Genomic DNA, 20,396 nt, shown 5'->3' with positions numbered 1-20,396 from the left:
TATTTCTTAAAACTTCCTTTGGTAAAGTTGCCATAAAAAATTCTCCTTTCTGGTTTTGGTCTTATTTAGATTCTTGCCAGAAAAGAGAATTTTATTTCCCAAAAGCACAAATTATTTTACACTACCAATTTGGGTTAACTGGAGGATTATGTTTTACAGGTGTACTTATCATCATAGCAGCTTATTTCACTAATTGGAATGGTATAACTATTTCTACAATTATTATTCCAATGGCTATGGGAGGTCAAAATGCTGCTACAAGCTTAACACCAATTAATCGTACCACTCATTTAACTGGTCCAGCTACAGATATTGGAATAAACATTGCTAAAGGTAACTGGAACACTGTTAAATTTTGGCTTTTGCGTTGGATTGGATTTCCCTTAGGTTCAATTATTGGTTTTAATTTAGTACATATGGTTAATAGAAATGTAATAAATATCTCTACAACGTTAGTTTATCCAGCTTTAATTATTATTTTCACTGGTATTATTCAAAGGGTAATATTGAATATTCCTCTTTTAAGCGAATTGCAAAAAAGTAAAGTACGCTAAAAATGGGACATCGGGTAAGCTAAAAATGGGACATCGGGGACGGTTCTCCTTGTCCCAAAATTATTTTCAAAAAAACATTCACACTAATGAAAAAATATCATAATAATGTATTACAGAAAAGGGGAAGTTTATATGAGTATGCCTACAATACCAGATATTAAACCTAAAATTGAAATTACTCTAGAGGAAACTATTAAATTATTACTTGCATCTATTGCCCTTGAAGAGTTAAGTCTTGCCCATATTATGAATGCTGAAGCAGAAAAACTTCAGGAATTCATAAAATCTTCAGGTCATGGCAAAATGCATGACATACTATCGATAAACAAAAGTGTTGATAAAACATTAAAAAATGTCATTAAAAAGGAAATATTATTAGAATTTAAATTCGATAATATTCTTGAATTAATGGATAAAAACCATAAAGATTGTAAAGATTGCTAGTTGATTTCTATGTTAAAAAGACCTTGTTGTTCACAACAAGGCCTTTTTAAAATGAATTGAATTAGTAATTTAGAATATAAGGGACTATATTAATAGGTTTTTTAATGGAGTGTGAAGCTATGAGTAATAAAAAGTTAATTGGCGAGCAATTAATAAAAACTACTATTAATTTTGAAGAGGCCTTAGTTGAAATACTTAAAGTAGAAGTAAAAAGGATTAAAAAATTGTCTAAAACCCATATTGATAGTGAGGAATTTAAAAAAACCAATAGATTGATTAATAATATAGTTATGGCCTTTATGTTAACAGATGAACGGATAAAAATGGGAGTAGAGTTATATATGGACAATGATGAAACCTATGATTAATCAAGAAATTTGAAAATTAATATTATTATGGATAAAAAACCACAAACCTAAATATATAGGCTTGTGGTTACGATTATTCATAACTATATATTAACTTATCATATTCTTTATTATATCTAATACTTTCAATTTCCAAGCTTAATTTTTCTCCTGTTCCCCTAAATTCAATAGTCCTAGTATGTTTTGTTTTTTCATAATCACCTGGGATTGTTTTTTCTGGTTTTACTTTTTCCCCATCTATATCTAATAATACTTTACTCAATGTTAAGTTTTCATCTGTAGTAATATTAATATAGGTATTCCCTTCAGATTCATAGATCTTGTTGATAATTATATCCTGTTCAAGGATATTGATGTTCTTTCTAATATCACCTTTGTTAAGTTCTACTACTTTATTAACATCATAGTTGCCATCAAAGGAATCATCTTTTTTCAATTTGTGTATATTCTCATATAGGATGACTATCATATCTTGAATTACATCTAGTGCATCCTCTTCGTTTTTCATATATATATAGGCTAATTTATAGTAATCATTTTTTTGATTCATAACAAGCTGTAGCAATGCTTCCTTGTCACCCTTTTTTGCTCGTTTAATTAATGATTTTATTTCCACCTTCTCACCCCTATCTATATATAAGAGTATTGTATCACTCAAAAGGTTCATTTATTTTATATTTACCATAAATAATAATAAAAGCCCTGTAAAACTACAGAGCTTGATTTATATTATATATTTAGGCATATGGTATGTTATTTCAACTTCAATTTTTATCCATTAAAAATGATATTAAAGGTTTTATAGTATTTTTATCCGTAAAATCTACTTTTCCCCCATATGTAGCTAACAATTCCTTGTCATCATCGGATAATTCATTAGTATCCTTCCTAGAAATCATAGTTTTAAGCATTGCCATCATAGATTTATGTACAATTCCTAATTTCTTATAATCAATACCACCTCTTAAATGGAAAAATTTTATATTCTCTCTCATTTCTTCTGATGGAAAGTTTTTTTTAATAATTGGAGTAAAGATTTCCTCATCATCTGTAGAGGCCAATCCCACTGTAAAAACTACTATTCTTTTATCTTTTAGAAGATTATAGTTTTTGGTTATAATAGGCACTCCAGCAATTCCACTTGCATATAGTCCGCCGCCATAGATAATAGTATGGTATTCCATTAATTTATTAATATCTACCTGAGAACACTCATATAAATCTGCTCTTGCTTCTTCAGCTATCCACTGAGCATATTTTTTAGTACTGCCATATTTGGACCTATATACTACTGCTATTTTATCCATATTAACTATCCTTTCTTTATTTTATTGACTTAAGGCATTTTCTACTGCCTTTACAGGCGAAAGTGTATATTCTCCTGTATAGGATCCATCTTCTATATTAGATAAATCTACAAAAGAAATAACCACCTGATTGGCTTCCTTAACTATATTACCACTTATAATCTGCCACCCTACCCCTATTATCCCAGTGACCGCTAGTATAATTATCAGAATTAAGACCTTCTTACTCATAGGATTAATAAGACAAGAGAACCGTCCCCATTGTCCCATTTATTTGGGATTCACCTATAACTTTTATCCCATTTTCAATCAATAATTCTGCAGTGACTCCATTACCATTTATGACTGTACCAGAAAATGTTCCATCATAAATTTCTCCATATCCACAGGAAGGACTTCGTTCTTTTAAAATTGCCAATTTACAGTCGTAGAATTTAGCAAGTTTCAATACCTCATTAGCTCCTTTTTGATAATTTTTAGTTACATCTTCACCATTTTTAGTAATTACCCTATCCCCTATTATTTCTGCAGGATTTCTTGGGGTTTTTAATCCACCAAATATTTCAGGGCATACGGGAATTAAGTGGTATTTATCTTTTAATGCATGGAGTTTTTCAATAAAAAATCCTGTTCCATCATATCTACAGTCAATTCCTAATAAACAAGCACTTATTAATATGTTCATTTTCGCTTATCTCCTCTTCCATAGTTTAGTATTTTAAATTAATCCTTGGTTTAGATAATAGGATAATGAGTATGACCTGTTTCATTAAAATATAAATTTGGAAACTCCATCTCTATTGTCAAATAATAAACTATATATAATTCCACCTAAGATTAAACAAAATAAAGTAAAAATAAATCTTTTAACCTTTCTCTTCTGCAATTTATCTTCCATTTTCATCCCCCTCATATATAAAAATATCTTCTATACTCATTCCAAAGAAACGGGCTATTTTAAATGCCAGAAGGATTGAAGGATTATATCGGCCATTTTCTAAGGAACTAATAGTCTGCCTAGAGACTTCAAGTGTCTCTGCCAATTCCTCTTGACTAAGGCCTTTTGATATACGAATCTCTCTTAAACGATTTTTCATATAATTAGATCACCTCTGTGCGTAAAGGTCACTTTACATATATAATATTACTTTTTATAGTTTTTGTCAAGTAAGCTTTACGTCCTATAGTTTCTTCCAAACGTAGTGAAATGATGTATTTGATTATCATTCAATTTTCCCTCTAATATTCACAGCTAAAGACCTTAAAGATGAAAATCCACTAATAGGGTCATTTAATAAATCTGAAGTTATTAAGTTCACATTTTTATCCTTCCAACCATGGCTAATTTGTATAACTCCAGGCAATATATCCTCTTTACCAACAATTCTAACAGGAATTTCTATACTCCCTATTTCGCTAGTTACAATTACAATATCCCCATTCTTAACCCCTAGTTTCTCTCCATCTGTTGGATGTATTTCAACCTCTGGGCATGTTTTATCCTTTATATAAATAGGCATGGTATCGTTTCTTGAATGAACATGGTGCACTTTTCTTGCACCAGTAATCAATATATAAGGGTAATCCTTATTTGATATATCTTTGTAGGAAGGTGATTTAAACTCAGGAAGCTCACTATATCCAAAATTCTTTAAAGTTTTCGATACAAGTTCTACTTTTCCTGATGGGGTATTGAATGGTTTCTTTTCATATTTTTTGTATTTTATATTCCCATATTGAATTCCGATTTTGGATTCTTGTAATTCTTTGTAGGATATTCCTCTTTTTTCTAAAAGCCATGAATTCAATTCTTCTTCGCTATTCCAAGGGAAATATCCTTTAATTCCAACTCTTTTCGATAAACTCTCCAAAAATCCATATTCATCTTGGCAATCCTTATACTCAAATATTTTCTTTCTAAGACCTACTCTATTAATATTTGAATGGAGTACAATTTCATTTCTTTCAAAAAACGAAGCTGCTGGGAGTATATAGTCTGCCAACTTTGCAGTTTCTGTCATAAACAAGTCTCTTACTACTAACAATTCTAAACTCTCTAGAGCTTTTTTAACTTTTATAGAATTAGGATTTGTCACTGCTGGGTTTGCTGCAGTAATAATCATCCCCTTAATAAAATATGGATCTCCCTTTAGAATTGCCTCCATTCCCATCATTGTATTACATTCTTGACGAAATTTATAAATCACTGGAAACTCCCTTGTTCCAATAGGTTGAATTTCTTTGAGAGGTAGTTCATCGTATAAAGTTAAGGAAGGTAAACCTGGCCCATCTACCATTATTTCTCCCCCTGGTTTATCTATACATCCACATATTGCTCCAATTGAGGCAATTGCTCTAATGCTATTCACTCCATTTTCATGATGTTCAATCCCATTTCCTATATGGTTTATAACCTTTGGAGAATTATAAAAAATATCATAGGCTAGAGTAAACTGAGCCTCTTTAGATATGCCAGTTATACTTTCAACATAATCAGGATTAAAAATTTTAGAGTACTCTTTTAGCTTATTAAAGCCTATAGTATATCCCTCAACAAACTCCTTATCATACCAATTATTTTCAATAATGATATTTATGATGCCTAATGCAAAAGCACCATCTGTTCCTGGCTTTATCTTGATATGCAAATCAGCCTCTAGAGCAGTTTTAGTCTTTCTTGGATCAATAACAACCACCTTAGCTCCATTTCGTCTTGCCTTTCTAATATCTGCAGCCATATTTATATGAGTGTATATAGGGTTCGTTCCCCAGATAATTATATATTTAGAATTGATAAAATCTCCTATTGGCTTTGCTCCTTCCACTAAGGCATATCCTATATAGGTTGAAGCAAAACACAAGGAATCACAAGAAAAATAATTTGGTGTTCCATAAGCATGACAAAACCTTCTGATATACTGTTCTTGCTGCCCGAATCCTATAGCTTCTCCCTTCCAAAAGCCTATGGATTTAGAACCATATTTTCCCTTTAAATTGCTCATTTTTTGTGTAATTTCGTCTAAAGCTTTAGTTAAGGATATTTCTTCCCATCCATTACAAGTTTTCTTTAATGGCTTTTTTATTCTATCTGGTGAATATGCCCAGTCTATTGCAGCCTTGCCTTTAATACATATTCTACCTTCATTCCAGGGATGGTCTTTATTTCCTTTAATATCTACCATTTTTCCATCTTCTACATGCACGTCTATACAACATTCTTCTAAGCACATACGACAATACGTAGTTATTATTTCCTTCATTTCGTTTCTCCTTTCAACGACTTGAGGGAATCATATTAATATGATTCCCTCACTTATATTATTTATCTTCTTCTAACCATGTATTCCAGAAGAAAGGTTGACAACCATTGTCATAGTTCTTAAGATTTTTATTTAAAACATGTAATCTACTATAGTCTACAGTATTGATATATGGTACAGTTTCCCATGTGTAGTTATAAAATTCCTTTACAATTTCAAATCTCTTTTCAAAATCTGTTTCTTTCATCATTCTACTAAAGATATCATCCATTTTCTTTGAATATTCGTCGTCCCAGTTAGATATCCATTTGTTTGTTCCAGTCCATCCAGCTTGTACTTGTGGATCTGGAACTGATTTGTAGAAGTAAGAAAAATGAATATTCCATCCTTCTTTATTGGCACGTTTATCAACTACAGTTGGTCTATCAAATAATTGTAATTCTACTTTAAAGCCAACTCTCTCCAATTGATCTTTTAATGCTATTGAGCCTTGTCTTTCCACCGTATCCTCTTGATTACTTAGGATAACAATAGGTGAACCATCATATCCAGCTTTTTTAAGTAGTTCTTTAGCTTTTTCTAAATCATAATTATTATATATTCCTTGTCCTGCATTTTCATCGTACCAAATATTTCCTTTAGGATGTAAACAAGCTTCTAAGTCCCAAAAATCATCATTACCAACCATTGCCTTGCCTAACTCTTCCATATCAATAGAGTGAACTAATGCTTGTCTAGCATAGATATTATCAAAAGGAGCTGTTCCACAATTTAAAATAAGCATTTCCATTCCGTCTGGTTTTACTATAACTGTTTCAACATCGGGATTGTCCTTTAAAAGTTCATATTGATCTTGAGGTGCATCTTCTGCAAAATGAAACTCCCCAGTTTGTACTCCTGCAATTCTAACGGATTGCTCTTTTATAAATTTAATTATAATATTATCTGCATAAGCAATTCTTTCTCCCGAAAGCATAGAAGCAGGTAATTTGCTTGGTACATAATCATCGAACCTAGTTAATTTAACATATTGGTCTCCTACCCACTCAACAAACTTATATGGTCCAGTGCCAATATGTTCAGTTATTGGATCAGCTCCAAACTTTTCAATGATTTCTTTTGGTCTCACTACCATCTTTTGGTTTGAAACATGAGAAGCTAAAATATTTATAAAAGGTGCATAAGGCTCATTAAACTTAAAAACTATTTCATAGGGTCCCTTTGCTTCAGCCTTATCAAGATATGGTGAAATCATACCTCCTGCATCATTGTTTTCTAGCCATCTTTCAAAGGATGCTAATACATCCTCTGAGGTCATTTCCTTATCATTATGGAATAATACTCCTTCTCTCAATTTTACATTATAAGTTTTACCATCATCTGATATATCATAACTTTCCGCTAAATGAGGCTTAGCTTCAAAATTCTTGTCAAATTCGAAAAGCCCTTCATATACATGACTCATTATTGATGAAATAACCCAGTCTGTTGATTTATCACTGTCTAAAACTGCTGGTGGCATTTTTTGAGCCACAACTATTGTGCCACCATAGCGACTATCTTCATCAGTCTTTTCTTCACCTACATTTTGTTCATTTTCTTTTTTTGTTTCTTGGTTACTTTCTCGTTTAGATGAGCATCCGGCTAATACTGTAGAAAGCATAGCAATAATTAAGATGCCTACTAATAACTTGGATATCTTCTTCATTTAATTTCCTCCTTTAAATTTTATATTAAAAGCATTCACTTAGAAAGCTTTAAGTGACATGAAACATAATGTTCATTTCTATCATCTATTAATTCTGGTTCTTCTATGGTACAAATATCCATCTTATAAGGGCATCTAGAACTAAACCTACATCCTTTTGGTAAATCAATTGGATTAGGAGTATCCCCTTTTAGAATTATCCTCTCTCTCAGAAACTCGGGGTCTGGAACCGGTATTGCAGATAATAGCGCTTTTGTATAAGGGTGCTTTGGATTATTAAAAAGTTCATCTTTTGATGCTAATTCAACTATCTTGCCTAAATACATAACACCTACTCTATCACTTATATGTTTAACAACAGATAAATCATGGGATATAAACATATAAGTAAGAGCAAATTCCTTTTGTAAATCCTTTAATAAATTAATAATCTGGCTTTGAATAGATACATCTAATGCTGAGACTGGCTCATCACACACCACAAATTTTGGATTTGTAATAAGAGCTCTAGCTATAGATATTCTCTGTCTTTGTCCTCCAGAAAACTCATGGGGGTACTTTTTTAAGTGATATTCATCCAGCCCTACCATTTGAATTAATCTATTTACCTTATTAATTCTTTCTCCTTTACTTCCAATTCTGTGAAACATTAAGGGTTCTTCTATCAATTCTCTAACTTTCATTCTAGGATTTAATGAGGCAAAAGGATCTTGAAAAATAATCTGCATATCCTTTCTTAAGCTTCTAATATCATCCTTAGACATATTATAAATGTTTTTTTCATCAAAAATTACTTTCCCACCATTAGGTTCTATTAATCTTAGAATAACTCTAGCCATTGTTGACTTACCACAACCAGATTCTCCAACTATTCCTAAGGTTTCTCCTTTCCTTATATTAAAACTAACACCATCAACCGCTTTTAAATAGTTCTTAGTTCTACAAAATATCCCATTAGAAATTGGAAAATGCTTAGTTAAATTATTGACTTCTAATATTAGGTCATTATTTCCTTGACTTATCATTATATTTCCTCACTTCCGTACTCCTTAGAACCTATCCAACAGCTAAAACATCTATTCCCTTCAAGTTCTTTCAATGGAGGTTCATATATGGTACAGACTTTTTTAGTAAATTTACACCTTGGATGGAATCTACATCCAGCAGGTAATTCTGTTGGCCTAGGAACAGAACCTTTAATTACACTAAGTCTTTCCTGTGATTTTGTTAAACTTGGAATAGAATCTAATAGTCCTTGAGTGTAAGGATGCATAGGAGATTTAAATAGGTCTATAACATTAGCTGATTCAACAACTTTTCCTCCATACATAACTATAACCCTTTCACACATTTCAGCTACAACACCTAAATCGTGAGTAATCATAAAAATTCCCATGGCTATTTGTTTTTTTAGTTTTTTCATTATTTCAAGTATCTGGGCCTGTATAGTAACATCTAAAGCAGTTGTAGGTTCATCTGCAATTAATAGTTTTGGATTACATGATAGTGCCATAGCAATCATTACACGCTGCCGCATTCCTCCTGACATTTGATGAGGATATTCATTGGCCCTTTTTTCAGGATAAGGTATACCAACAAGCCTTAATAATTCTACAGCCTTCATCATACCTTCCTTCTTTGTTAAATTTTGATGAACCTCCATAGTTTCACTAATTTGTGTACCTATGGTATATACAGGATTAAGAGAAGTCATAGGTTCTTGATATATCATTGAAATTTGATTACCCCTAATCTTTCTCATTTCTTTCTCAGAGTTTTTTAATATATCCTTACCTTCAAATATAATTTGTCCAGATACAATTTTCCCAGGGGGAGTAGGTATAGATTTCATTATACTAAGGGCTGTAATGCTTTTTCCACTTCCTGACTCACCTACTAAAGCTACTGTCTCACCTTTATTTATATGAAAGCTAACACCATCTACAGCTGGGATCTCTCCATCTCTAGTATAAAAATAAGTTCTAAGTTCCTTTACTTCAAGTAATCTATCTTCCATGTAATTCCTCTTTTCTTTACTTGTCAATAAATAAGATTTTCCAAAATTAACCCTTTAATCTAGGGTCTAGTAAATCCCTTATACCATCACCTAAAAGGTTTAAACCTAAAACGATTAATATTATTACAAGTCCAGGAAAGATCATTTCCCAAGGGGCTACCGCCATATAAGTTCTTGCCTCAGTAATCATTCCACCTAAACTTGGTGTAGGAGGTTCAATGCCTATCCCTAAAAAGCTTAAAGCTGCCTCGTCTAATATAGCTATTGCAAAGTTAAATGTAGCTTGTACAATTATTGGTGAAAGAGAATTAGATAATATGTATTTGGAAATTATATGTTTATCCTTAGCTCCAGCTGCCTTAGCAGCTTCTACACAATCCCATTCTTTAACCGTTATTACACAACTACGGACTATTCTAGCCATTGAAGGGAAATACGAAAAAGATAATGCTAAAATAATATTAAATTTTCCCGCCCCCCATATAGCTGCTAAGCAAATAGCAATTATAATTCCTGGAAAGGCCATAAGACCATCTAATAATCTCATTATTATATTATCAACTCTTGGATAATATCCAGCTATTACTCCTACAATAATACCTATTATAGTAGTGAAAAGTACTACTGAAATCCCAACTTCTAAAGATATTCTTATTCCATAAAAGACTCTAGTCATTACATCTCTTCCGTATTCATCAGTGCCCATAGGATTAATTGGAGATGGAGGGATCAATCTATTATTTGGGTCTGTCTTTATTGGATCATATTTGGTTAAAATAGGGGCCAATAATGCTACTAGTATAGCCATAGCGACTAATATACCCCCAACTACTATATAAGGATGCCTTCTTATTTTCATTAATATTTGTTTCATATTTTCACTTTCCTTATCTATTATTTATATTTAATCTTTGGATTGATGAAAGCATAACTAATATCCACAATTAAATTAACTATTACATATACTAATGAAATAAATATCATAGACCCTTGAATCACAGGATAATCACGTCTCATAATAGCATCTATTGCCAAAGAACCAGTACCTGGAATAGCAAATACAGTTTCGACAATCCAAGTACCTCCCAATAATACTGCTAGGCTAAATCCTGTTACTGTAATTATAGGAATTAATGAATTTTTTAGAGCATGCCTTACAATAACAACGGTTTCAGAAAGTCCTTTATTTCTAGCCGTTCTTATATAATCCTGTTTTAATACATCCAACATAGTACTCCTTGTCATTCTTGCAATCAATCCGCTTTGCATAAATCCTAAAGTTAGACCAGGCAATATTAAATACTTTATTACTTTGATACCAACTTCCGCCACTGGTTTATATCCACATACAGGAAACCATCGTAACTTAACACCAAAAACTAATATAAGTATTTGAGACAACCAAAAACTTGGAATTGATACTCCTGCTAATGAAATAGCTATTGCAGATTGATCAATCCATGTTCTATGTTTAACTGCAGATATTATTCCTAAAGGTATGCCTATTAATATACCTAAAGATTGCCCAATTATTGCAAGTAAAAATGTAGGTTCTATTCTGCTAAGAATTGCATCTTTAACAGACATATTCAAAAATAATGAATCCCCAAGATCCCCTTTAACAATATTTGATATCCATATACCAAATCGAATATGCAAAGGTTTATCTAATCCTAACTGACTGGTCAACTCTGCAACTTGCTCTTCTGTTGCAAAGTTTCCTAGTATTACCCGTACCGGATTTCCTGGCATTATATTTGTAATTAAAAAAGCAATAACTGCAACAATAACAATTATTGGACCAAGTAGAATAATTCTTTTGATAATATATTTAAGCAAATATTATTCCTCCTAATATAGGCTTCTGTATAAGAAAACTATGTAAATATTTCTATACTAAAGTTTGTTTATTTTTTATCCATGTCCAATTCCATAGTATAGGCTTTCCCATTTAACTTGTCCAATTAATATTATTGATTTATGACCGTTATAATATAATAATTATCTATACCCTTATCATCAAGTAATTTTAAGAGGTTCAACTTACCATTACACACAATTATATTATTAGACATATAATGAACTAAACCCAATGTAAAGGAGTAATGATTCATGGATAATAGTATAAATTTAAATAAACTTAGCTATTATAGATCTTGTGCATGTTTCCCACATTATGATTTTCCTAATCCTTCAATTTATAAACCTACTATGGAATACCAAGTTGCTGTACCGATAAATTTAGCAAAATCTTTAGAGGGAAAATATTTCGTAGGTTATGCTGATGAGCTTTCCTTTGGTAAAGGAACAAGTACTTGGGCTAGATTGTTTAATCCTCCAAATTCTGGAGTGAATTTACATGTAACAGTCTGGACTGTAAGTGATGTTTCTGAAACTCCATTTCGTGCACAAATTTGGTTTAATACAGAACCTCCTGGAATGCCCCAGGAATCAAACCTTGTCACTCCTTCAAATTTAGCAATATATCCTCTACCAATTCCAAAAGTTAGATTACAATATGCAACAAATGTATCTGGAGAACCCATAGGAGGTATTAAAGCTTTTGTTAGACGAGGACAACCTGAAACTACCATTGTTGATGATGAACAGGGAAAATTTATTTTTCCACCTGGTGATTCTTTTTTAATATTTTTGTCTAATCCAGAAGCACCTGAATTAGCAACTAGCGGGAGAATTGCTTACGGTTGGTGGGAAGAACCCATTTGCAATAATAAGTAATAAAAAAACCTCTGAGTTTCCTCAGAGGTTTTTATTAATACTACATCATTGGCATTCCGCCACCCATGCCGCCACCCATGCCAGCCATTGGGTCTTCTTCTTCTATATCTACTACTGCAGCTTCTGTTGTTAATACCATAGATGCAACGGAAGCAGCATTTTGTAAAGCTGAACGAGTTACCTTAGTTGGGTCAGCAATTCCTGATTCTATCATGTTTACATATTTTTCATTTAATGCGTCAAATCCAATTCCAGCTTCTTTTTCTTTAACCTTCTCTACTATAACAGAACCTTCAAGTCCTGCATTTGTAGCTATTTGTCTTACTGGTTCTTCTAATGCTCTTACAATAATGTCTACTCCTGTTCTTGCGTCTCCTTCAGTTTCATCTAATAATTTAGCTACTTCTGGAATACAATCTATTAGAACAGTTCCGCCACCAGGTACCATACCTTCTTCTACTGCTGCCCTTGTAGCAGCCAAAGCATCTTCTATTCTTAATTTTCTTTCTTTAAGTTCAGTTTCTGTAGCAGCACCTACTTCGATTACTGCAACTCCGCCTGATAGTTTTGCTAATCTTTCTTGTAGTTTTTCTTTATCGAATTCAGAATCACTTTCTTCATATTGTGTTCTAATTTGTTTTATTCTATCTTGAATATCTGATTGAGAGCCTTCTCCATCAACTATTACTGTGTTTTCTTTATCAACTTGAATTCTTCTAGCTTTACCAAGCATATCAATTGTTGCTTCTTTTAAGTCTAAACCTAATTCTTCGGTAATCACTTGACCGCCAGTAAGTATTGCTATATCTTGAAGCATTTCTTTTCTTCTATCTCCAAAGCCTGGAGCCTTAACTGCAACACAGTTAAATGTTCCTCTTAATTTGTTTACTACTAATGTAGCCAATGCTTCTCCTTCAATATCTTCAGCAATAATTAATAATGGTCTGCTTTGTTGAACTATTTGTTCAAGTATTGGTAATATCTCTTGAATATTTGAAATCTTCTTATCTGTTATTAGAATATAAGGTTCTTCTAATTCTGCAACCATTTTATCTGTATCTGTAACCATATAAGGGGATACATATCCTCTATCAAATTGCATTCCTTCTACTACATCTAGAGTTGTTCCCATAGTTCTAGATTCTTCTACGGTAATAACCCCATCGTTACCTACTTTTTCCATAGCTTCTGCAATTAATTTGCCTATTTCTTCATCTCCAGCAGAAATGGAAGCAACTTGTGCAATGGATTCTTTTGTTTCTACTTCTTTTGAGAATCTTCTTATTTCTTCTACTGCTTTGTCAACTGCCTTTCGAACTCCATTTTGAAGTATTATTGGATTAGCACCAGCTGCAACATTTTTTAGACCTTCTCTAATAATAGCTTGTGCTAGTAATGTAGCAGTTGTAGTTCCATCTCCTGCAACATCTTGAGTTTTAGTTGCAACTTCTCTGACTAGTTGTGCTCCCATATTTTCATATCTATCTTCTAATTCTATTTCTCGTGCTATAGTTACACCATCATTAGTGATAAGTGGAGCACCAAATTTTTTGTCTAATACAACATTTCTACCCTTTGGTCCAAGAGTTACTTTCACAGTATCAGCTAGTTTATTTATTCCTTTTTCCATTGAACGACGAGCAGCTTCGTCAAATTTAATTTCTTTAGCCATTATATTCACACTCCTTTATTTTATTAATTTTCCATTGTGAATTTTTTCAAACTATTCTACTACAGCTAAAATATCGTTTAATTTAAGTATTGTATATTCTTCTCCATCTATTTTTACTTCTGTTCCAGCATATTTAGAAAATATTACCCTATCATTTACTTTAATTTGGTCTTTCTTTTTCTCATCATTAAGTATATCTGCACCTATAGCAACGACTTCAGCCATTTGTGGTTGTTCTTTAGCAGAACTTGGCAAAACAATACCTGATTTAGTCTTTTCTTCTGCCTCGACTAATTTTATCACTACTCTGTCTCCTAATGGTTTAAGGTTCATATTACTACCTCCTTATATTATAATGATTTTTCCCAATTTATTAGCACTCACCGTTACTGAGTGCTAATATGTACAATTATAATGTTACTTAATTAAAAAAGGAGAATCAAGTCCTAAAATCCTTTATATTTCATTGTATTCATGCATATTTTATGTTTAATTCTATTCTTCTCTTTTTATCATTGATTATCTATTCGGTACATTATTGCTGCTTTATTTCTATTTGATATACCTCTACATACCAAAAATAGATACTAAAATATAATACATTAGGGGAATAAATATAGCTGGGAGCATATTCCCCACCTTTATTTTCTTCATTTCCAATATATTTATTCCTATAGCCATAATTAAGATTCCACCAACAGCTGACATTTCTAATATAACTTCTGATGTTAGAAGGTCCTTTAGATATGTGGCTAATAAGGTAATTAACCCTTGATATATGAAAACAGCTATGGATGAAAAGGCTACACCAATTCCTAAAGTAGAGGCAAATATTATTGAAGATATTCCATCCAATACGGATTTAGCAAAAAGAGTATTATGGTTGCCTAATAATCCACTTTCCAAAGAACCTACTATGGCCATAGCACCTACACAATATACTAAAGAAGCTGTTACAAATCCTTTAGAAAAGTTAGAGTCATTTTTCCCAAACTTTTTCTCTAAACTATTTCCTAAACTATTTAATTTATTTTCAATTCCTATTATTTCTCCTATTATACTACCTAAAGCAATACTAATGATTGCCAAAATAATATTTTCTGATTTTACACCTCCCATTATCCCAATAATTATAACTGTAAGACCTACTCCATCCATAATAATTTTTTTATACTGGTCTTTTATTCCTCGTTTAATTATTATTCCTAATAAACTGCCTAATATTATTGCTATAGAATTAACTATAGTTCCTAACATACTATCCCCTGCCTTTATCCTAAGTAAAAATTTATATATAGATAAAGGATACACTATTTTGCAAAATATTGCCAGAAGAAAATTAAGAAACAACCCGGAGGTTATTTCTTAATTATATTTTAATCTATTTATATAGATTGCCCTTATAACTATAAAATATATTATTTGAAATACTGAATAACCTAACATGACTATCAATCCATTTTTAAATAAACTACCTTCCAATAGATTTGAAAGGGATTTGAGGGCAAAGAAAGAATGAAATGTACTAACTACAAAAGGTAGAAAGAAAATAATCCCAATTTGCTTGGTTATTATCCTATTTATTTCCTTTTCCGTTGTCCCTATCTTATTCAAGATACCATATTCTATTCCATCCTGTTTTATTTCGTTAAACAACTTAAAGTATATTATGCTTCCTGAAGCTATGAAGAATAGAAAGGCTATGAAAAACCCTATAAATAAAATCAAACCATAAACACTTTTCACTCCCCTATATGGTATTACTTTTGAATAGAAGTTTCCCTCATATCTATCCCCTAATTTATTACCTATTTCCATTGAAGCTTTATAGGATTGACGCCAATTATCTAGGCTGAACCCATTAAATATAATTAAATCTTTTTCTTTAGTATTTTTGATTACAAATTCAAAATCCTTATCATTTAAAATCAATCCATGGAAATATCCAAGGTTAGGCAATGACATAATGCTACCATGTACTTCCTTGTCTAGTTTAAGTTTCATCATCTCTCCATTTATATTTATAGCTATTTCATCCCAATTAGCTTCTCTATCCTCATGGGCAACCTCATCTTTCACCATAATTCTATCTGAATTATATGGGAAACTATATACCACTTCCTTTTCTTTAATTTGTATTGGCTTCCCTTCTATAGACGTAACTATTTTATTATAATCTGCATTGGATATTACAACAAATTGTTCTTCTACTTCTCCTTCTGTTGCTACATTTGAAAGTACTGCTCCTTTTAATCTGTGGACTGTATTTATTTCAATATCCTCTTTTTTTAATATTTCTTCTATATCATCAATTATTTCATCCTCTAAAGTTTCTCCTCTTTGCATTATTACCATATCATGAATAGTATTTAAACCTGTGAAACGAGTACTTTCAGTATAGAATGAAAATATAGTTCCTGTGGCGGTAAAAGTTATTGCCCCTAATATAGCAGCTAAAAACAAAACCTTAGCAGTATCTTGAAGTTTAAATATCATTTGGGAATAAGCCACCAAATTCGCTTTCTTATATAGTATCTTTTCATTTCCCAATATCTTGTTAGCTACGGCTATGCTAAACTGAGTGAATAGGAAATAGGTTCCAACTATTACTATCAAAGTGACTGGTATCATCGCTAAGGGTACCATAATGCCTTCTACAAACCAAGCTGTAGTATAGCCTATTATAATTAATACTACTCCTAATATAGCTTTAACCTTAGAAAATTTAGATATTGTCTTAGGTATTTTACTAGATTTTAATTGTTCTACTATTTCCTTATTTCTTATTTGAAACAACATGAAAAAGCTGATGATCTCAAATAATGCAAAAAAGATAATAATAGTTAATCCTAAAGCCTTTATGGATATATTAAAAGGTAGTTCTATATCTAAAAATCCTTCCATTATCATAAAGAATAATTTTGAAAAAACAATTCCAGTTAATAGGCCTGTTCCTATAGATAAAAGGGATATAATTGTATTTTCTATAAGTACATATTTCTTTATTTGTTTTCTAGTCATTCCATATAGGGAAAGAAGACCAAATTCTTTCCCCCTAGACTTTATAAATATGGAAGTAGAATATCCTACAAACAATACGGAGAATATTACTATTATCACCTGGCTAATTATCATTCCATTAGCTGCACCAATTCTTGCAACCACATGGCCTTCTGCAGCTTTTATGTCTATTGCTGGATGAAATACAAAGTTTGCAAATATAAAAAATGCGGTAACTGCAAAAGCATTGCTTAAACAATACATTATATATCTATATAGATTTCCCTTTACATTTTTTACAGCCATATTAGACAGTTTCATTATATCCACCTCCAAGGAGGGATAATGAATCCAATATTTCCTTGAAAAATACTTGTCTATTAGATTTCTTTACTAATTCTAAGAAAAACTTACCATCCTTAATCATTATTATTCTATTACAAAAGCTTGCAGCAAAAGCATCATGGGTAACCATGACAATAGTTGCTTTCTTTTCCTGATTCATTCTTTCCAAAGATGACATCAAGTCGTAGGAGGCCTTTGAATCTAAGTTTCCTGTAGGTTCATCCGCTAATATTATGGCTGGATTATTTATTAAGGCCCTAGCACAAGCAGTCCTTTGCTGTTGTCCTCCTGATATTTCATAGGTTCTTTTACTCAATATATCTTTTATATTTAGCATAGACGCTATATCATCTACTCTTTTTTTAATTTCTTTTCTCTCTAATTCTTCTAATACTAGAGGGAGTATTATATTTTCCTTTACAGACAAAGTATCCAACAGATTAAAATCTTGAAATACAAAACCTAAATTGTTTCTTCTAAATATGGCTAATTGGTCTTCTTTTAATCCGTATGGGTTTTGTCCATTTACTAATACCTCCCCAGATGTTGGTGAATCTATGGTAGCAAGGATATTTAATAGGGTGGTTTTACCACTGCCAGATGGGCCCATGACCCCGACAAACTCCCCTTCTTTTATTGTCATATTAAAATCATCTAAGGCTTTAACGGATATACCTTTACCTTTTCCACCATATACTTTTGATAGACCTTTTGTTTCTAACACCGACACTTTTCATACCTCCTAACTCATATCTAATATATCCATTATAAAAAACCAAGGGAAATCCTTCTATCGATTTCCCTTTCAAATCCATATTAAATCTTACAATATTGTTAGATTTATAATTTCAAATCATAGATACTTTTCCCATGATAAAAGACTATATATACCTTTGTCCCTATTCCCTCCTTAGATTCTATAGATATTTCATGACCTAGTCTATCTATTATATCCTTAGTAAGGTAAAGACCCATACCAGTTGACTCCTTATATCTTCTACCATTTTCTCCAGTAAAAAAAGGATTAAATACCCTATCTAAATCTCTTTTAGGTATACCTATTCCTGTGTCTTCTATGGAAAGTATGGTCCTATCAGCTTCTTCCCAATATTTGATAACTACAAATTTATCATTGCCCTCCTTCACTTTAGTATATTTAATACTGTTGGAGATAATTTGATTTATTATGAATTTTATCCATTTCTTATCGCTTTTTACCTTTTTATCTTCCTTTGAAACTATTTTAGGATATATGGAATTAACAATAAAGGCATTTTTATTTTCGTTGATTACATTTCTTACGACTTCCAAAACATTTATTTCTTCTACTATAAAGTCCTGTTCAAAATCATTTACCCTTAAAGCATATAATGCCATTTCCAAACCACTAGATAGTTTGTCCATTTCCTCTTCTATACTCTCGTAACTTTTCTTCGTATTCTCATCTATATTTTTATCCTTTTCATTTTCCAGTATGAGTTTAATTACAGAGATGGGGGTTTTCATCTGGTGAATCCATCTATTATTAAAATCCAATTGAATCTTGTTTAATCTTCTATATTTATCTAGGGTATTCTCATAGTCCATATAATTTTTAACTAACAAAGATTTTATAAGATTATGTTCTTTATTTATATTGTCAGGAATATTAAATATATATTCTAAACCTTTATTATCCTCTAACCCGCTATTAATGACTCTGTAGAAATTCCTTTTTCTTAAATAATCTATAGCTACTAATAGAAAAATGAATATAAATGATAGCAAAAAGGCATAGATTATATTCGAAATATTGAGCTGTTCTTTTCTAATGATTAAATCTAGCATCATTATTGTTATAACTAGAAAAGTATTTATAAAATAAAATATAATGTATATAATTCTATCACTTAAATAATCTTTAAATTTCATATGACACCTACCATGTTTTTATCATAGAATAACCGTGACCTCTTTTGGTTTCAATACTATTATATATTCCTACATCTTCTAATCTCTTTCTAAGTCTAGCAATATTTACAGATAAAGTATTGTCATCAACAAAGTCCATATCATCCCAAAGTTCTTCTAAAAGGGTTTCTCTGGATACTATATCTTCTAAATTGGATAGGAGAATATATAATAAAGCAAATTCTTTTTTGCTGAGTTCAGTTTTTTTACCTTTCCATTCTATAGTATTTTGGGTTTTAAATAGATAGAGTCCACTTACTTCATATATATCTTTAGAATTATTTTCTGCATATTCACCATAGGCTCTTCTTATGACTCCTTTCACCTTTGCTAATAATAAATCAAAGGAGAAGGGTTTTATAATATAATCATCTCCTCCATTTTCTATGGCCATAACCTGATCCATGTCAGAAAATCTAGCAGAAATAAATATTATAGGTACATTGGATAAAGTCCTTATCTCCCTACACCAAAAAAATCCATCATAATTAGGTAAATTAATATCCAATAGGACCAAATGGGGATCTGCCTCTAGAAATTCATTTTTTATATTGGTAAAATCCCTAGCTGCAGATACTATATATCCATATCTCTCTAACTTATCCTTTGTTAAAGATACAATCTTTTCATCATCTTCGATTATAAAAACTTTATACATATTATCACCATTACCTCTTCTTTCTTCCTATACCCAATTCCCTTGCATAGTAGAATAAATATTGCTGAGCAAATCCTCCTAAGGAACCAAAGTTTTCCTCAGCATAGGCAGAAATCTTTTTAATGTTAGTATTTTCTTTGAAGTATAGATTTTCCATTACCCTCTTTACCCATACGTCTACGGGAAAAGCTTCATTTTTATTTAAGGAAAATAATAAAATACAGTTGGACACTTTAGGCCCTACACCGGGAAGTCTCATTAGTATTTCTTTAGCTGTTTCCGTTGGTAGTTGGAATAGCTTATCTAAGTCTATTTCTTTATTTTTAATCATTTTAGAAGTATTCACAATGTATTTAGCCCTATAACCTACCTTA

Annotated in this window: 23 protein-coding genes; 4 read left to right on the top strand and 19 right to left on the bottom strand. The window is 31.4% G+C overall.

What is annotated here, in order from left to right; translation table 11 throughout:
• The 3 genes from C3E90_RS02950 to C3E90_RS02940 form a co-directional block, all read left to right on the top strand.
• Positions 1-554, top strand: a 554-nt coding sequence (locus C3E90_RS02950; protein WP_236914084.1) for a DUF1275 family protein, incomplete at its 5' end; no start/stop codon positions are given.
• A 132-nt stretch (positions 555-686) separates the two neighbouring features.
• On the top strand, positions 687-998 hold the full coding sequence (locus tag C3E90_RS02945; protein ID WP_236914082.1) for a hypothetical protein: 312 nt from the start codon (positions 687-689) through the stop codon (positions 996-998).
• A 119-nt stretch (positions 999-1,117) separates the two neighbouring features.
• On the top strand, positions 1,118-1,366 hold the full coding sequence (locus C3E90_RS02940; protein ID WP_236914080.1) for a hypothetical protein: 249 nt from the start codon (positions 1,118-1,120) through the stop codon (positions 1,364-1,366).
• Between the two features lie 73 nt (positions 1,367-1,439).
• Here the strand turns inward: C3E90_RS02940 and C3E90_RS02935 are convergent, their stop codons facing one another.
• From C3E90_RS02935 to C3E90_RS02890, 11 genes are all read right to left on the bottom strand, one after another.
• Positions 1,440-1,982 carry an RNA polymerase sigma factor gene (locus C3E90_RS02935; protein ID WP_236914079.1) on the bottom strand — a complete coding sequence of 181 codons (543 nt, stop codon included), beginning with the start codon at positions 1,980-1,982 and terminating at the stop codon, positions 1,440-1,442.
• A 148-nt stretch (positions 1,983-2,130) separates the two neighbouring features.
• Positions 2,131-2,673 carry a flavodoxin domain-containing protein gene (locus tag C3E90_RS02930; protein ID WP_236914078.1) on the bottom strand — a complete coding sequence of 181 codons (543 nt, stop codon included), beginning with the start codon at positions 2,671-2,673 and terminating at the stop codon, positions 2,131-2,133.
• Between the two features lie 235 nt (positions 2,674-2,908).
• Entirely contained in the window at positions 2,909-3,358 is a 450-nt protein-coding gene (locus tag C3E90_RS02925) for a DUF523 domain-containing protein (protein WP_236914077.1), read from the bottom strand.
• Positions 3,359-3,442: 84 nt separating this feature from the next.
• Positions 3,443-3,571 (bottom strand): hypothetical protein, encoded by a 129-nt coding sequence (locus C3E90_RS13215; RefSeq protein ID WP_272879046.1) that lies wholly within the window; start codon positions 3,569-3,571, stop codon positions 3,443-3,445.
• Positions 3,561-3,770, bottom strand: a complete 210-nt coding sequence (locus tag C3E90_RS02920) for a helix-turn-helix transcriptional regulator (RefSeq protein WP_236914075.1) — start codon at positions 3,768-3,770, stop codon at positions 3,561-3,563. The genes C3E90_RS13215 and C3E90_RS02920 overlap by 11 nt, the downstream gene beginning before the upstream one ends.
• A 126-nt stretch (positions 3,771-3,896) precedes the next feature.
• A complete protein-coding gene (locus C3E90_RS02915; RefSeq protein ID WP_236914074.1) occupies positions 3,897-5,933 on the bottom strand; it encodes a molybdopterin-containing oxidoreductase family protein in 2,037 nt (678 codons plus the stop codon).
• Between the two features lie 58 nt (positions 5,934-5,991).
• Positions 5,992-7,641 carry an ABC transporter substrate-binding protein gene (locus C3E90_RS02910; protein WP_236914073.1) on the bottom strand — a complete coding sequence of 550 codons (1,650 nt, stop codon included), beginning with the start codon at positions 7,639-7,641 and terminating at the stop codon, positions 5,992-5,994.
• A gap of 35 nt (positions 7,642-7,676) precedes the next feature.
• A complete protein-coding gene (locus C3E90_RS02905; protein WP_272879045.1) occupies positions 7,677-8,666 on the bottom strand; it encodes an ABC transporter ATP-binding protein in 990 nt (329 codons plus the stop codon).
• Positions 8,666-9,658: an ABC transporter ATP-binding protein gene (locus C3E90_RS02900; protein ID WP_236914071.1), complete on the bottom strand. Its 993-nt coding sequence runs from the start codon at positions 9,656-9,658 to the stop codon at positions 8,666-8,668. Before C3E90_RS02900 ends, C3E90_RS02905 begins: the two co-directional genes overlap by 1 nt.
• Positions 9,659-9,704: 46 nt before the next feature.
• The gene (locus C3E90_RS02895) at positions 9,705-10,532 is read right to left on the bottom strand and encodes an ABC transporter permease (RefSeq protein ID WP_236914070.1); all 828 of its coding nucleotides are present in this window, start codon (positions 10,530-10,532) and stop codon (positions 9,705-9,707) included.
• A 20-nt stretch (positions 10,533-10,552) separates the two neighbouring features.
• Entirely contained in the window at positions 10,553-11,497 is a 945-nt protein-coding gene (locus tag C3E90_RS02890; RefSeq protein ID WP_236914069.1) for an ABC transporter permease, read from the bottom strand.
• A 273-nt stretch (positions 11,498-11,770) separates the two neighbouring features.
• Between C3E90_RS02890 and C3E90_RS02885 the strand changes: the two genes are divergently transcribed.
• Positions 11,771-12,397, top strand: a complete 627-nt coding sequence (locus C3E90_RS02885) for a DUF6143 family protein (RefSeq protein WP_272879044.1) — start codon at positions 11,771-11,773, stop codon at positions 12,395-12,397.
• 40 nt (positions 12,398-12,437) lie between these two features.
• Here the strand turns inward: C3E90_RS02885 and groL are convergent, their stop codons facing one another.
• The 8 genes from groL to C3E90_RS02845 all read right to left on the bottom strand — a co-directional run.
• Positions 12,438-14,069, bottom strand: a complete 1,632-nt coding sequence (gene groL / locus C3E90_RS02880; protein WP_236914066.1) for a chaperonin GroEL — start codon at positions 14,067-14,069, stop codon at positions 12,438-12,440.
• A 51-nt stretch (positions 14,070-14,120) separates the two neighbouring features.
• Entirely contained in the window at positions 14,121-14,402 is a 282-nt protein-coding gene (locus C3E90_RS02875) for a co-chaperone GroES (RefSeq protein ID WP_005584457.1), read from the bottom strand.
• A 234-nt stretch (positions 14,403-14,636) separates the two neighbouring features.
• On the bottom strand, positions 14,637-15,326 hold the full coding sequence (locus tag C3E90_RS02870; RefSeq protein WP_236914064.1) for a DUF554 domain-containing protein: 690 nt from the start codon (positions 15,324-15,326) through the stop codon (positions 14,637-14,639).
• A 108-nt stretch (positions 15,327-15,434) separates the two neighbouring features.
• Positions 15,435-17,390 carry an FtsX-like permease family protein gene (locus C3E90_RS02865; RefSeq protein ID WP_236914063.1) on the bottom strand — a complete coding sequence of 652 codons (1,956 nt, stop codon included), beginning with the start codon at positions 17,388-17,390 and terminating at the stop codon, positions 15,435-15,437.
• Positions 17,377-18,144: an ABC transporter ATP-binding protein gene (locus tag C3E90_RS02860; RefSeq protein ID WP_236914061.1), complete on the bottom strand. Its 768-nt coding sequence runs from the start codon at positions 18,142-18,144 to the stop codon at positions 17,377-17,379. The genes C3E90_RS02865 and C3E90_RS02860 overlap by 14 nt, the downstream gene beginning before the upstream one ends.
• A 110-nt stretch (positions 18,145-18,254) precedes the next feature.
• Entirely contained in the window at positions 18,255-19,325 is a 1,071-nt protein-coding gene (locus C3E90_RS02855; RefSeq protein WP_236914059.1) for a sensor histidine kinase, read from the bottom strand.
• A gap of 7 nt (positions 19,326-19,332) precedes the next feature.
• The gene (locus tag C3E90_RS02850; protein WP_236914058.1) at positions 19,333-20,022 is read right to left on the bottom strand and encodes a response regulator transcription factor; all 690 of its coding nucleotides are present in this window, start codon (positions 20,020-20,022) and stop codon (positions 19,333-19,335) included.
• A 10-nt stretch (positions 20,023-20,032) separates the two neighbouring features.
• Positions 20,033-20,396: DNA-3-methyladenine glycosylase family protein (locus C3E90_RS02845; RefSeq protein WP_442870552.1), on the bottom strand; the 364-nt coding region annotated here is incomplete at its 5' end.

This window comes from Clostridium sp. Cult2 (assembly GCF_021655075.1).
GTDB lineage: Bacteria > Bacillota > Clostridia > Tissierellales > Tepidimicrobiaceae > Schnuerera.
The sequence above is the reverse complement of the archived record's forward strand: the minus strand, read 5'-3'. Positions and strand labels throughout refer to the sequence as shown.

What these genes read in the sequence shown, in the direction of transcription:
- C3E90_RS02945 (WP_236914082.1), top strand. Translation starts at nt 687, where the DNA reads ATGAGTATGCCTACAATACCAGATATTAAACCTAAAATTGAAATTACT.
- C3E90_RS02940 (WP_236914080.1), top strand. Translation starts at nt 1,118, where the DNA reads ATGAGTAATAAAAAGTTAATTGGCGAGCAATTAATAAAAACTACTATT.
- C3E90_RS02930 (WP_236914078.1), bottom strand. Translation starts at nt 2,673, where the DNA reads ATGGATAAAATAGCAGTAGTATATAGGTCCAAATATGGCAGTACTAAA.
- C3E90_RS02925 (WP_236914077.1), bottom strand. Translation starts at nt 3,358, where the DNA reads ATGAACATATTAATAAGTGCTTGTTTATTAGGAATTGACTGTAGATAT.
- C3E90_RS13215 (WP_272879046.1), bottom strand. Translation starts at nt 3,571, where the DNA reads ATGGAAGATAAATTGCAGAAGAGAAAGGTTAAAAGATTTATTTTTACT.
- C3E90_RS02920 (WP_236914075.1), bottom strand. Translation starts at nt 3,770, where the DNA reads ATGAAAAATCGTTTAAGAGAGATTCGTATATCAAAAGGCCTTAGTCAA.
- C3E90_RS02915 (WP_236914074.1), bottom strand. Translation starts at nt 5,933, where the DNA reads ATGAAGGAAATAATAACTACGTATTGTCGTATGTGCTTAGAAGAATGT.
- C3E90_RS02910 (WP_236914073.1), bottom strand. Translation starts at nt 7,641, where the DNA reads ATGAAGAAGATATCCAAGTTATTAGTAGGCATCTTAATTATTGCTATG.
- C3E90_RS02905 (WP_272879045.1), bottom strand. Translation starts at nt 8,666, where the DNA reads ATGATAAGTCAAGGAAATAATGACCTAATATTAGAAGTCAATAATTTA.
- C3E90_RS02900 (WP_236914071.1), bottom strand. Translation starts at nt 9,658, where the DNA reads ATGGAAGATAGATTACTTGAAGTAAAGGAACTTAGAACTTATTTTTAT.
- C3E90_RS02895 (WP_236914070.1), bottom strand. Translation starts at nt 10,532, where the DNA reads ATGAAACAAATATTAATGAAAATAAGAAGGCATCCTTATATAGTAGTT.
- C3E90_RS02885 (WP_272879044.1), top strand. Translation starts at nt 11,771, where the DNA reads ATGGATAATAGTATAAATTTAAATAAACTTAGCTATTATAGATCTTGT.
- groL (WP_236914066.1), bottom strand. Translation starts at nt 14,069, where the DNA reads ATGGCTAAAGAAATTAAATTTGACGAAGCTGCTCGTCGTTCAATGGAA.
- C3E90_RS02875 (WP_005584457.1), bottom strand. Translation starts at nt 14,402, where the DNA reads ATGAACCTTAAACCATTAGGAGACAGAGTAGTGATAAAATTAGTCGAG.
- C3E90_RS02870 (WP_236914064.1), bottom strand. Translation starts at nt 15,326, where the DNA reads ATGTTAGGAACTATAGTTAATTCTATAGCAATAATATTAGGCAGTTTA.
- C3E90_RS02865 (WP_236914063.1), bottom strand. Translation starts at nt 17,390, where the DNA reads ATGAAACTGTCTAATATGGCTGTAAAAAATGTAAAGGGAAATCTATAT.
- C3E90_RS02855 (WP_236914059.1), bottom strand. Translation starts at nt 19,325, where the DNA reads ATGAAATTTAAAGATTATTTAAGTGATAGAATTATATACATTATATTT.
- C3E90_RS02850 (WP_236914058.1), bottom strand. Translation starts at nt 20,022, where the DNA reads ATGTATAAAGTTTTTATAATCGAAGATGATGAAAAGATTGTATCTTTA.